11 protein-coding genes and 1 riboswitch are annotated in these 12323 nt (G+C 65.1%); of the genes, 1 reads left to right on the plus strand and 10 read right to left on the minus strand.

All coding sequences use genetic code 11. The features are described 5' to 3' along the window. Positions 1–21: 21 nt before the first annotated feature. The 9 genes from ACV1FX_RS17920 to ACV1FX_RS17960 form a co-directional block, all read right to left on the minus strand. A complete protein-coding gene (locus ACV1FX_RS17920) occupies positions 22–1221 on the minus strand; it encodes an agmatinase family protein (protein WP_473118867.1) in 1200 nt (399 codons plus the stop codon). 27 nt (positions 1222–1248) lie between these two features. Then, on the minus strand, positions 1249–2022 hold the full coding sequence (locus tag ACV1FX_RS17925) for an ABC transporter ATP-binding protein (protein ID WP_473118868.1): 774 nt from the start codon (positions 2020–2022) through the stop codon (positions 1249–1251). Continuing rightward, the gene (locus ACV1FX_RS17930) at positions 2019–2843 is read right to left on the minus strand and encodes an ABC transporter permease (protein WP_473118869.1); all 825 of its coding nucleotides are present in this window, start codon (positions 2841–2843) and stop codon (positions 2019–2021) included. Before ACV1FX_RS17930 ends, ACV1FX_RS17925 begins: the two co-directional genes overlap by 4 nt. A 53-nt stretch (positions 2844–2896) precedes the next feature. Next, positions 2897–3967 (minus strand): putative urea ABC transporter substrate-binding protein, encoded by a 1071-nt coding sequence (locus ACV1FX_RS17935; RefSeq protein WP_473118870.1) that lies wholly within the window; start codon positions 3965–3967, stop codon positions 2897–2899. Positions 3968–4055: 88 nt separating this feature from the next. Next, positions 4056–4156: riboswitch (guanidine-I (ykkC/yxkD leader) on the minus strand. A 170-nt stretch (positions 4157–4326) separates the two neighbouring features. After that, entirely contained in the window at positions 4327–4533 is a 207-nt protein-coding gene (locus tag ACV1FX_RS17940; RefSeq protein WP_473118871.1) for a DUF6494 family protein, read from the minus strand. 24 nt (positions 4534–4557) lie between these two features. Beyond that, a complete protein-coding gene (locus ACV1FX_RS17945) occupies positions 4558–4827 on the minus strand; it encodes a hypothetical protein (protein WP_473118872.1) in 270 nt (89 codons plus the stop codon). A gap of 237 nt (positions 4828–5064) precedes the next feature. Then, entirely contained in the window at positions 5065–6987 is a 1923-nt protein-coding gene (locus ACV1FX_RS17950; RefSeq protein ID WP_473118873.1) for a propionyl-CoA synthetase, read from the minus strand. A 336-nt stretch (positions 6988–7323) separates the two neighbouring features. Next, positions 7324–8715 carry a tetratricopeptide repeat protein gene (locus ACV1FX_RS17955; RefSeq protein WP_473118874.1) on the minus strand — a complete coding sequence of 464 codons (1392 nt, stop codon included), beginning with the start codon at positions 8713–8715 and terminating at the stop codon, positions 7324–7326. Between the two features lie 263 nt (positions 8716–8978). Continuing rightward, on the minus strand, positions 8979–9746 hold the full coding sequence (locus ACV1FX_RS17960; RefSeq protein WP_473118875.1) for a hypothetical protein: 768 nt from the start codon (positions 9744–9746) through the stop codon (positions 8979–8981). Positions 9747–9853: 107 nt separating this feature from the next. Here ACV1FX_RS17960 and ACV1FX_RS17965 point away from each other — a divergent pair, with 107 nt between their 5' ends. Then, positions 9854–11398 carry a cation:proton antiporter gene (locus tag ACV1FX_RS17965; RefSeq protein ID WP_473118876.1) on the plus strand — a complete coding sequence of 515 codons (1545 nt, stop codon included), beginning with the start codon at positions 9854–9856 and terminating at the stop codon, positions 11396–11398. Positions 11399–11487: 89 nt separating this feature from the next. Here ACV1FX_RS17965 and ACV1FX_RS17970 read toward each other — a convergent pair whose 3' ends face one another. Beyond that, entirely contained in the window at positions 11488–12294 is an 807-nt protein-coding gene (locus ACV1FX_RS17970) for an SDR family NAD(P)-dependent oxidoreductase (RefSeq protein WP_473118877.1), read from the minus strand. Positions 12295–12323: the final 29 nt, after the last annotated feature.

Genomic DNA, 12323 nt, shown 5'->3' on the forward strand with positions numbered 1-12323 from the left:
GATGGCGATGCATGGCGGGCCTCAATACGCGACAGGCTTGTTGATGATCTTCTTATGGCTGCCGAGCTTGCCATGCGCCACCATCGAGCCGAGCGCTTCGACGACGACGCGGACGCCGATCAGCGCGGTGATGTCGGAGGTGTCGTAGGGCGGCGAGACTTCCACCACTTCGAGACCGCAGAGGCCCTCGGCAGCGACGAGGCCGAGGATCTTCAGCGCCTCGCGCGGCAGGAAGCCGCCGGGCTCCGGCCAGCCGGTACCGGGGACGAAACCGCAATCGATGGAATCGACGTCGAAGGAGATGTAGACGGCATCGGCATCCTTCCAGGCCAGCTCCAAAGCGATCTCGGCGGTCTTTTCCAGGCCGATCTTCTCGATGTCGGCGATGGTCAGGACGTTGGTGTTGCGCTTGCGCGCGACCTCGACGCCCTCGCGCGGCACCTGCCAGCCGCCGATGCCGAGCTGCACGAGGTTGGTCGGCTTGACGTTCGGCAGGTTGGTCGCGTGGAACCAGGGCGTGGTGTGCATGCGCTCGTCGAGATCCTTTTCCTGGATGTCGATGTGGCGGTCGAAATGGATGATGCCGATGCGCTTGTCGGTGCACTGCGCGATGCCGCGCACGCAGGGAAAGCCGATCGAGTGATCGCCGCCGAGCATGATCGGCAGCGCGCCGGAAGAGAACACATGCGCGACGCCACGCGAGATCTGGTCGAAGCTCTTCTCCAGATTGGCCGGAATGGTGAAGACGTCGCCGGCGTCACATAGCGTCATCTGCTCGCGCAGATCGACGCCGAGCTCGTAGTTGTAGGGCGTGTAAAGCGCGGAAATGCGGCGGATGCCTTGCGGCCCGAAGCGGGTGCCGGGGCGGTAGGTGGTGCCGGAATCGAAGGGGATGCCGATTACGGCGGCGTCGTACTTGGCGACGTCGCGTACGTTCTCGACGTAGGGAGCCTTCATGAAGGTGTTGATGCCGGCAAAATGCGGCAGCTCGCCGCGCGCAAAGGTCGGAATGTCACGGTCGGTCAGGCTGTCGGCGCCCGGCAGGCCCATGTCGAGCGCCCATTGCCGCTCCTTGCGCCAGCCGGAGGTGGGCAATTTGCCTTCCGCCTCCAGCGCCTGCCAGCCCTGGGTCGCCATCTTGTCGAAGTCGGGATGGTGGTGGCGTGTTGATCGAGGCGCGGATATGAGACCGGCGCGGCGCGCGTGGGTGTTGAACGGCATGACGTGTGCTCCCTTTCGTCGTTTCGTCTATGACCGAGCTTCCGCTTCGGTCCTGATAAAGCCCAGCACGGGCACCACGCTGTCGCGGGTGAGGTCGAGGTCGTAGGTGATTTTTGCGCCGAACCGCTCCGGCGCCTGCGGATCGTGGCGCGCGCGATCGAGCGCGATCAGCCGCGTGGCGAGGCCAAAGGCCTCCTTGATGTCGTGGGTGACCATGACGACGGTCATCTTCAGCTCGCGCCACAGCGGCTTGATAAGCGCGTGCATCTGCGCGCGCGTGCCGGGATCGAGCGCGCCGAAGGGCTCATCCAGCAGCAGCACGCGCGGACGTTTTGCCAGCGCCTGCGCGATCGCAAGCCGCTGCTGCATGCCGCCGGACAGCGCGCTCGGATATTTGTCGCGGTGCGGACCGAGGCCCACCGCCTCGATCAGCGCGAGGCTCTTCTCGATCGCCTTGCGCCTGCTCTCGCCGAGGAGGCGCGCCGTGAACGGGCGTTCGGCGAATTCATGGCCGAGCAGGACATTGCCGAGCACGGTCAGATGCGGAAACACGGAATAGCGCTGGAAGACGATGCCGCGGTCGGGACCGGGCTCGGCCGGAAACGGCTCGCCGTCGAGCAGCACCCTGCCCTGCGACGGCTTCTCCTGCCCAAGGATCAAGCGCAGGAACGTGCTCTTGCCGGCGCCGGAGGGACCGACGACCGACAGGAACGTGCCGGAAGAGATCTCGAGATTGATGCGTTCGAGCACGATCTGGTCGCCATACTCGACCCAGACGTTCTTGAAGGAGAGCGTGCTCATCGGCGCGCCTCCTGCTCGAAGGCCCAGGGAAAGGCGCGCCTGCCGATGGCGACCAGCGCGAGATCGAAGAGATAGGCGAGCAGCGTGATCCAGACGACATAGGGCAGGATCACATCCATGGAGAGATAGCGACGCACCAGGAAGATGCGGTAGCCGAGGCCGACGTCGGAGGCGATCGCCTCCGCCGAGATCAGGAACAGGAACGCCGGCCCGATCATCAGCCGCAGGCATTTGATCAGGCGCGGCATGATCTGCGGCAGCACCACGCGGATCGCGACCTGCCAGGTCGATGCACCCAACGTCTGCGCCTTGACGAGTTGTTCGCGCGGCATGGCGGCGACTTCGAGCGAGAGATCGCGCACCAGCGTCGGCGTGATACCGATGATGATCAGCACCACCTTCGAGAGTTCGCCGAGACCGAACACGATGAACAGCACCGGCAGCACCGCCATCGGAGGGATCATCGAGAGCACCGCGACAAGCGTGCCGAAGCCGGCGCCCGCGACCGGCAGCAGGCCGATCGCAAGACCAAGGACCAGGCCGACCAGAGCGGAGATGCCGAGACCGAGCCCGAGCCGCTGCAGGCTCGCCGCGGTGTCCGCCCACAGCACGTAGTCGCCGGAACGCCGATCCGGCTCGGCCATGAGCCGCTTCGAGGTAGCGACCATCTCCGAGACCGGCGGCAGCAGCTTGTCCTCGGGATTGGCGGCGCGCCGCTCCGCCGATCCGATCACATAGATGATCGCGAGCAGCAGGAACGGCAGCATGGCAAGGATGATGCGCCCGCCGCGAGGCGGGACGACATTCATGGCACGCGTCATGAGGCAATCTCCGTTGAGCGCGGAGCGTTCAGGCTAGCCCGTCTGCCAGCGGTTTACAGCTTCCCGTCGGCGGCGAGCTTCATGTAGCTGGGGTCGAAGCGCAGCTTGACGTTGGTCTTGGCGCCGAGCGTCGCGGTCGGCGTCTCGATGCCGATCGCGTCCTTCGACTTGACGTTCTCCCCGAGCAGGTTGTGCTCGAAGCAGAAGCTGCGGACGAGGTCCATGATCTTGGGCAGTTCGGGACCCGTCATGAACGCCGCGCCATCCTTCGGCTCGTAATACATGAAGGTGGTCTTGAGCTGGGTCTCGAAGCCCGCAAGGTCCGTGCCGGAGAGCTTTGCCATCGCCTCTCGCGCGGACCTGCCCTTCTCGCTCTGGTCCTTCATCAGCGCGATGGTCTCGTACCAGATGCCGACCAGCGCTTTCGCAAGCTCGGGATTGTCCTTCAAGGTCGCACTGTTGACGACCATGAGATCCTCGATCTCGCCGGGGATCTTGCTGGAGTCAAACACGAGCGTCGCGCCGGGCTCGGACTTCACCTCGAGAAGCTGCGGATTCCAGGTCACGATCGCGGTCGTGTCCTTGGATTTGGCGGCCGCGACGATGTCGGCATCGGACGTGTTGACGGTCTTGATGTTCTTCTCGAGCAGCTTGACGGTGCCGAGGCCCCGCGCCAGCAAATAATGCGACACCGAGAGCTCGACCAAATTGACCTTCTGGCCCTTGATGTCGGCGAGCGACTTGCCCTTCTTCAGCACGACGCCGTCATTGCCGTTGGAATAGTCGCCCATGATGATGGCCGTGGTGTCGACCCCGCCGGCGGCGGGAATGGTCAGCGCGTCCATGTTCGTGACGGTGACACCGTCGAACTTGCCCGCGGTGTACTGGTTGATCGACTCGACGTAGTCGTTGATCTGGGTGACGTTGATGGTGATGCCGTATTTGTCGGCCCACTTCTTCACGATGCCGGCCTCGGCCGCGTAGGGCCAGGGCATCCAGCCGACATAGATCGTCCAGGCGATGTTGAATTCTTTCTTCTTCTCGGCAACGGCGGTCGACATCGCGGACGTCGCCAGCAGGCAGGCAGCGGTAACGGCAATCAGCAGATTCTTTGGGGTTCGCATGTCCAGTCCCTCATCGGTTTGATGACCGCGGACCGGCAAAAAGCACTGGCGAATAGAGACCTAGTGCCTGCCAAACGCGGCCACTGAGGTCTCCCGGGCTTTTATCCCGCCGTGCACCAGGGGTTGGCCCCCTGGTGGCAGCTCTCGGTCCAGACGCCCATCGAGGCCGGAACCCTAGCTGCCAACTCTGCGGCACATTGTAGCAATCGCCGTGCCAAAGAAAAGCGCTTTAGATTCAGTGAAGGGGACCGCGCGCGCTGCCCAAAAGCGCGGCAATGAGAATGCGAGGCGGGCAGCGACGGCATACGGCGAATGTCACCTCTGCCGATCAGCGGCAACTGTTCGACCTGCCGTCCGGACTAGCCCAGCTCGATTTCGTCGCTGACCTCGTGAGCCAGTCCGACGCTGTCGATTGTCAGCACCATCTTCGCTTTCAGCTTCTCGTGGCCCTTGATCCGGCCCGCCGCGATCGCATCGCGCACGGCCTTCTCGATCTCGCGCTGCGAGGTGACGCCGACCTGCTTGAGAAATTTACGCAAGGACGTGTTGAACTGGTCTTCGTTCATGACGGCCTCCGCTGACCGGACGGCCTACGGCCGCTCCGGATGGTTGAGCATGTACTCGCCGAGATCGCGCTGGCGGCGATCGGCACGGGCAGTCGCGGCGCTGCGCTGGACATCGCGATCCTTGCGGCAGGCGACGTATTCGGGCGAGCCCTGGGCATAGCCGCGGCTCTGGCAGACGGCGTCGTCATCATCGTTACCCATCGCCACCGGCGCCTGGTTGCGCGCCGCGCAGGCGGAGAGGGCCAGCGCAAGCAGAGCAGCAGTGAGAAGGCGCGACGCGGTCGTGATTGGCATGAGTGGTCCTCGATGTGCCGGCACTCTGTAGCGCGGAATGAGGAGATTGTAAGTCCGTAAGGCGCTGTAATTCGTTGTAGATTTCGATGTCATGCCCCGCGAAGGCGCATCCAGTACGCCGCAGCCTCTCCGTATCCCATCACTGTCTCTGGAATACTGGATCACCGGCTTTCGCGGGTGATGACAGTGAAGATCGGGGCAACCGCTTGGCGCCACGCTGGCGGGGCGCCTTCGGCCTCACACCCTCCCCTTCAACGCATCCCCGATTTCATCCAGCACCTTGGGATCCTCGATGGTGGCTGGCATGGTCCAGGGCTCGCCGTCGGCAATCTTCTTGATGGTGCCGCGCAGGATCTTGCCCGAGCGCGTCTTGGGCAGGCGGCCGACGGTGATGGCGAGCTTGAAGGCCGCCACGGGGCCGAGCTTGTCGCGCACCAGGGCGATGATCTCCTTCTCGATCTCGGCCGGCGCGCGCTTGACGCCTGCCTTCAGCACCAGGAAGCCGCAGGGCACCTCGCCCTTGATCGCGTCCTTGATGCCGAGCACGGCGCATTCGGCGACATCGGGGTGCGAGGCGAGAATCTCTTCCATGCCGCCGGTCGAGAGCCGGTGGCCGGCGACGTTGATGATATCGTCGGTGCGACCCATGACCCAGACGTAGCCGTCCTCGTCCTTGTAGCCGGCGTCGGAGGTTTTGTAGTAGCCGGGAAATTCGGTGAGATAGGCTTCCTTGAAGCGCGCATCCTGATTCCACAGCGTCGGCAGGCAGCCCGGCGGCATCGGCAGCTTGATGACGATCGAGCCCATGGTGTTGGCGGCAACGGGCTTGGCAGCTTCGTCTACGACATCAACCTGATAGCCCGGCATCGGCACGGTCGGCGAGCCATGCTTCACCGGCAACATGCCAACGCCCACGGGATTGCCGGCGATGCACCAGCCGGTCTCGGTCTGCCACCAGTGGTCGATGACAGGTACCTTCAACTGCGCTTCCGCCCATTCCACCGTTGGCGGATCGGCGCGCTCGCCGGCAAGGAACAGGGTGCGGAATTTCGACAGGTCGTATTGCCGGATGAATTTTCCATCCGGATCCTCTTTCCGGATCGCGCGGAAGGCGGTCGGTGCGGTGAACAGCGCCACCGCCTTGTGCTCCGATATCACGCGCCAGAACGCGCCTGCGTCGGGCGTGCCGACCGGCTTGCCTTCATACATGACCGTGGTCGCGCCATGGATCAGCGGGCCGTAGACGATATAGCTGTGGCCGACGACCCAGCCGATGTCGGAGCCGCACCACCACACCTCACCCGGCTTGACGCCGTAGAGGTTGAACATCGACCATTTCACCGCGACGAGGTGCCCACCATTGTCGCGCACGACGCCCTTCGGCACGCCGGTCGTGCCCGACGTATAGAGGATGTAGAGCGGATCGGTGGCCGCGACCGGCACGCAAGGCGCGCGCTTGCGGTCGTTCAGCGCCTTGCGGCGCAGGCTCGCCCAGTCATAGTCGCGGCTCGGCGTCAGCTCGCAGACGTGTTGCGGACGTTGCAGGATGATGCAGGCTTTTAGCTTCGCCGTCGCGAGCTTGATCGCCTCGTCGAGCAGCGGCTTGTACTGCACGATACGGCCCGGCTCGATGCCGCAGCTTGCGGAGAGGATCAGCTTCGGCTGCGCGTCGTCGATGCGGGTCGCGAGCTCCTTGGCGGCAAAGCCGCCGAACACCACCGAGTGCACCGCGCCGATGCGCGCGCAGGCGAGCATGGCGACCACGGCCTCCGGCACCATCGGCATATAGAGGAGGACGCGGTCGCCTTTGGCCACGCCGAAATCCTGCATGATGGCAGCGAGCGCCTGCACCTCTTTCAGGAGTTCGGCATAGGTGAACTTCGTGATGCTGTTGGTGAGCGGGGAATCATGGATCAGCGCCAGCTGATCGGCGCGGCCGCGTTCGACGTGGCGGTCGAGCGCGTTGTAGCAGGTGTTGACGACGGCGCCTGCGAACCAGCGGCCATAGGTGCCCCGGGTGGGATCAAAAACCTTCTTCGCAGGCTCGATCCAGTCGATCTCCTGCGCGGCCTCGGCCCAGAAGCTCTCGGGATCGGCCAGCGAGCGCGCATGAACTTCGTGGTATCGGCTCTTTCCTTCGAGGTTTCCCTGGACGTTCATAGCCGGCTCCCGTTTCCTCTTTTTCGCTGGCTTTGACCTGACGGGGAAAACGCTGTTCCGCCATGATCAGGGTCAATCGCCAGCGCTGTTTGCCGGGTATTTTCCCGCGAACGGGCGGCGGTTCAAGCTGAAAAAGATGGGTCTTTCGGCGAACATTTCACCCGGCACGTCCGCTTGCCACGCGGCGCTTGCGGGGGAGGGCTGGGGTGCTTCCGCAATGAACGCCCCCCACGTGGAGAAAGCCCCCACCCGCCGCGCCTTTCGAGCGCGTCGACATCCCCCGCAAGCGGGAGAGGTAACCGAGCATGCGGTGCCGCCTGAGAAGCTCAAGCCCTATCAGCTATCCGTCAGCCGCTGCAAACGCTCCTGCATGGCCTTCTTCAGGTCGTAGCCCGGCCGGCCGAAGCTCGTATTGCGAGCACTCAGGAAATCGCGCTGGGTGCGGCGGAGCTCGCTCGCGGCGCGGCCGCTCGCGGACTTCAGCACACGCGCATAGGTTTCGGCGATCTGGCGGTCGAGCACCCCGAGCTGCGGATCGGCGCAGATCATCTTCTCGACCTCGCGTTTTGCGATGGCGCAATCGAAGGACGGGCCGCTATCATCGGCGGACCGCGCATGCAGAGGACGCGACGGCTGAGCGCCGAACCTGGCGATCTCCGCCATCATGGTTCGGCGGCCGTCGGCCGCATTCTCATTGCCGGGATCGAGCCGCAACGCGGTCTCGTAATCGGCCAGCGCCTTCCTGCGCTCGCCCATCTTGCCGTAGAGCACGGCGCGGTTGTTGTAGGCGAGCGCGAAGTTCGGATCGAGCTTGAGCGCGGCATCATAGTCGCTGAGCGCAGCACCCAGCTCGCCCTTGAACTGGTAGGAATCGCCGCGGTTGGTGAAGAAGTTCGGTCGATGCTCCAGCTTGAGCGCCTGGTCGTGGTCGGCGATCGCCTGGTCGTACTCGCCCTTCGCCGCGTGCGACAGGCCGCGATTATCGTAGAATTCCGGCTCCGTGGGATCGAGCCGGATCGCCTCGCTGTCGTCGGCGATGGACTTGTCGAGCTGACCGAGCTTCTTGTAGGCGGCGCCGCGGTTGGTGTAGCTGCGCGCGTGGTTCGGATCGAGCCGCAATGCCTCGCTGAGATCGCGGACCGCCTTCTCATTGTCGCCGCGGAGATACCAGGTCGCACCGCGGTCGGACCAGGCCTGCGCATAGTCCGGCTTCAGCTTGATCGCCTGGTCATAATCCGCAAGCGCCCGGTCGAGCCGGCGCTGGTTGGTGTAGACGATGCCGCGCAGCTCGTAAGCTTCGGCATCCTGCGGATCGAGCTCGATCGCCTTGCCAAGGTCGGCCGCGGCACGATTGAGATCGCCGCCGGCCTCACGCAGCAGATCGCCGCGCAGGCGAAAGGCCCGCGCGTTCCGGCCGTCGAGCGCAATGGCACGATCGAGATCCTTCAAGGCATCCGATGAGCCGCCGGAGGTTTTCGCATTGGCATCGGCGCGCACCACCAGCGCCGCGGCGCGGTCGACGGCCGCATTCGCGGTCTGGTCGATGATGGCCGTGCAGGCCGCGATGAGCCGCGGAACGGGCTCCTTGCTGCCGAGCACGCAATCGACGGGTGTTCCGCCAGCCGCCGCGGGGCCGGCAGCAAAAGCGAGGCAGAGTGCAAGTCCGACGCCAAGCAGCGCGGATCTGGCTGGGAATGCGAGTTGCGCGGAATGATGCGGACCGCACATGGCGATGGCTCCGTGACGACGGCTTTCTCCGTTGTCGCAGTCGCGCGGAGACAGGTTCAAGCTGGCGCCCCACGCTCGGTACACCTCTCCTGCTTGCGGGGAGGCACAGGCCACCTTCGGCGGCCGTTCTTTGAATAAGGGCCGAGGCCATGGCGAAGCGCCGGGTGGGGGCCCTCTCCTCTCAGGGAGGCTCTCTGTGGAGACACCTCACCCCAACCCTCTCCCGCAAGCGGGAGGGAACGCACCTCCCGCGTCGAAGCGGTTCAATACCCATCCACCCCGTTCAACCGCTGCAAGCGATCCTTCAACGCCTTCTTCAGATCATACCCTGCCCGGCCGAATTCGGCGTTGCGGCGGGCGATGAAGTCATCCTGCTCGCGCTGGAAGGTCCTGGCTTCCGCGGGACTACGGGCTTCGCGGATGCCGCGCGCGCTGGCGGCGAATATCTCGCGGTCGAGATCGGCAAGCTCGGGACTGCCGCAGATCGCCTTCTCCACGGCGCGGCGGGCGCGCGCGCAGTTGAAGCTCGGCTTGCCGGCGACCGCCATCTGCGCGCCCAGGCGCTCGAGCTCCTGCGCCATCGCCTTGTGGTTGGCCTTCGCCTTCTCGTGATTGGGATTGATCCGCAGCGCCGCGCCAAAATCCTGCACCGCCTTGGGCCGGTCGCCCTTCTTCAGCCAAAGCTCGCCGCGCGCGTTGAAGATGTCGGCGAGCGAGGGATCGAGCAGAAGCGCCCGACTGTAATCTGCGATGGCGCGATCGATCTGGTCGTGCCGGCCGAGCAGCGCACCGCGCGCGACCAGCGCCTTGACCAGATCAGGCTTGGCGGTCTTTTCGTTGTCGGTCACACCGGCGCAGACGGATGTCGCCTTCTCGACATCGTCCGCCGCGGTTGCTGCGAGGCATGGCGCGACGTCGACCTGCGCGACCGCGGCCGGATCGCCGCCGGTCGCGGCTCGGCCTCGATCGGCCGGCAGCACGCACAGGATGATGGCGGCGCAGAGGTTCGGAATCAGAATGGATCGGCGCATCGTCGTTGCAGTCGCAAATTCTCGCGTCGTGGAGACGCTCTCCACTATACAGCCGGATTGGTGCTAGCCTATCGCATCGTGCCGCTGACGGTCTTTAAGGATATCTCGTGTCGACCTTCGAATGGATCATCGCACTTCTGCTCGGCGCCGTTGCCTTATCGGCGCTGGCGCGGCGGATCAAGGTCCCCTACCCGACCTTTCTCGCTATCGGCGGTGCGCTGCTCGCCTTCGTGCCCGCGAGTCCGTCCTGGACGCTCCAGCCCGATCTCGCCTTGGCGCTTTTTGTCGCACCGGTGCTGCTGGATGCCGCCTACGACACCTCGCTGCGCGATCTCCGCAACAATTGGGTTCCGGTCGCGACGCTCGTGGTCGCCGCGGTCGGCTTGACGACGGCCGGTGTCGCGCTGGTGGCGCATCGGCTGGTCCCCGATATGCCCTGGGCCGCTGCGGTCGCGCTCGGTGCGATCGTCGCGCCGCCCGATGCGGCCGCTGCGGTCGCCATCCTGCGCCAGGTCCGCCTGCCCTATCGCATGGTCAAGGTCCTCGAGGGCGAAAGCCTGCTGAATGATGCGAGCGCGCTGCTGGTCTATCGCATCGCGGTCGGCGCGGTCGTGATGGAGCACCTGAAATGGAGCGAGATCGCGCCGACCGTCGCGCTTGCGCTCGGCGGCAGCATCGTCGCCGGCTATCTGGCCGCGCGCATCATGCCGCTGTTCATCACGCGGATCACGGAAGCGCCCAGCGCGATCATCGTTCAGTTCGCCACGACCTTCATGATCTGGATCGGCGCCGAGCATCTCGGCCTCTCCGGCATTCTGACCATCGTCGTCTACGCCATGACGATCGCGCGCACGGCGTCCTCACGCATGCCGGCGCGGCTGCGGGTACCGTCCTACGCGGTGTGGGAGACCATGGTGTTCGTCCTGAACGTACTTGCCTTCATCCTGATCGGGTTGCAGGTGCAGCCGATCTGGTCGCGCCTCGCAGTAGACGTGCGCTGGGAGTATTGCGTGGCGGCGGCATGGATCCTGCTCACGGTGATCCTGGTGCGGCTCGCCTGGGTGATGACCTATCGCACGATCCTGCGCACACTCGTCGCGTACGGCATCTATTGCCCGACCGACCCGAACGCGGTGACCTCGCCCAAGGGGGGCATCATTGTGTCCTGGTGCGGCATGCGCGGCCTCGTAACGCTCGCCACCGCCTTTGCGCTGCCGGAGCATTTCCCCTATCGCGATTTCATCCTGTTCATCGCGTTCGCCGTCGTGCTGGGATCTCTGGTGATTCAGGGCCTGACCCTGCGGCCACTGATCCTGGCCTTCGACCTCAAAGACGATGATCCCGTCTCCGGCGAGGTCGCGCGCGGCCGCGCGCTCGCCTATCAGGCTGCGCTCAACGAGATCGATGCGGATCCGTCGGAAGAGGCGGAGATCCTGCGGCTGGAATATCGCGCGCTGCTGATGCAGGCCGAGAATGATCCCAATGGCGGCGTCGCCAACGGCGAGCTGCCCGCCGATCCCCTGCGTCGCCGCGCCATCGACGCGGCCCGCAAGACCATCTTCGACCTGCGCGCCACCGAGGTAATCGGCGACGATGCGTTTCACAAGCTCGAGGAGGAGCTGGATCGTGCGGAGCTGAGCGCGGGGGGATGATGCGCGCGACACAAATTCAGTCGTCGTCCCGGATCTGCGCTCCGCTTCGCTGTGCTTGTCCGGGACGACGGCGGAGGGTGGAGCGACCGCTACGCCCCCGACTTGCAGGTGATGCCGCCGTCGACGATGAGCTCGATGCCGGTCACGTATTTCGACTCGTCGGAGGCCAGGAACAGCGCGGCGTTGGCGACGTCCCAGGCATCGCCCATGTGACCCATCGGCACCTGGGCGTCGCGGGCCCGCCACATCGCCTCGACATCGCCCTTGGCGTAGCTGGCGGCGAGGCCCGCGGAATGCTCGACCATCGGCGTCTTCATCAGGCCGGGCAGGATCGCGTTGACGCGGACGTGGTGGCGCGCGAACTCCACCGCCGTGGTCCGCGTCATCATGTTCATCGCGGCCTTCGAGGTGCCATAGGTGACGTAGGACAGGCCCATGTGGCGGATCGAGGCGATCGAGGAGATGTTGATGATCGAGCCGCCGCCCTGCTTTGCCATCACCGGGATCACCTGCTTCATGGCAAGATAGGCGCTCTTGAGGTTGACGGTGAAGACGCGGTCCCAGCTCTCTTCAGTCACCTCGACCACGCTGCCCATCTCGGCGATGCCGACATTGTTGTCGAGCACGTCGATACGGCCACAGGCCTTGAGGCACGCCGCAACCATCAGCTCGATGTCGCTGGCGCGCGCAACGTCAGCGGTGAAGGCGGACGCCTTGCCGCCCTCGCTTGTGATGATCTTCGCGGTCTCCTCGGCCGCGGTGCCGTTGCGGTCGACGCAAAACACCGATGCCCCCTCGCGCCCAAAGGTCACCGCGGTCGCCTTGCCGTTGCCCCAGCCCGGCCCGATCGAGCCGGCGCCCACCACCATCGCAACCTTGCCCTTGAGCCGATCCATCGCGTTTCTCCCTTATTGTTCTTTGTAGC

The organism is Bradyrhizobium ingae (genome assembly GCF_055791185.1).

Coding starts and splice junctions, on each gene's coding strand:
- ACV1FX_RS17920 (WP_473118867.1), bottom strand. CDS start 1,221: ATGCCGTTCAACACCCACGCGCGCCGCGCCGGTCTCATATCCGCGCCT.
- ACV1FX_RS17925 (WP_473118868.1), bottom strand. CDS start 2,022: ATGAGCACGCTCTCCTTCAAGAACGTCTGGGTCGAGTATGGCGACCAG.
- ACV1FX_RS17930 (WP_473118869.1), bottom strand. CDS start 2,843: ATGACGCGTGCCATGAATGTCGTCCCGCCTCGCGGCGGGCGCATCATC.
- ACV1FX_RS17935 (WP_473118870.1), bottom strand. CDS start 3,967: ATGCGAACCCCAAAGAATCTGCTGATTGCCGTTACCGCTGCCTGCCTG.
- ACV1FX_RS17940 (WP_473118871.1), bottom strand. CDS start 4,533: ATGAACGAAGACCAGTTCAACACGTCCTTGCGTAAATTTCTCAAGCAG.
- ACV1FX_RS17945 (WP_473118872.1), bottom strand. CDS start 4,827: ATGCCAATCACGACCGCGTCGCGCCTTCTCACTGCTGCTCTGCTTGCG.
- ACV1FX_RS17950 (WP_473118873.1), bottom strand. CDS start 6,987: ATGAACGTCCAGGGAAACCTCGAAGGAAAGAGCCGATACCACGAAGTT.
- ACV1FX_RS17955 (WP_473118874.1), bottom strand. CDS start 8,715: ATGTGCGGTCCGCATCATTCCGCGCAACTCGCATTCCCAGCCAGATCC.
- ACV1FX_RS17960 (WP_473118875.1), bottom strand. CDS start 9,746: ATGCGCCGATCCATTCTGATTCCGAACCTCTGCGCCGCCATCATCCTG.
- ACV1FX_RS17970 (WP_473118877.1), bottom strand. CDS start 12,294: ATGGATCGGCTCAAGGGCAAGGTTGCGATGGTGGTGGGCGCCGGCTCG.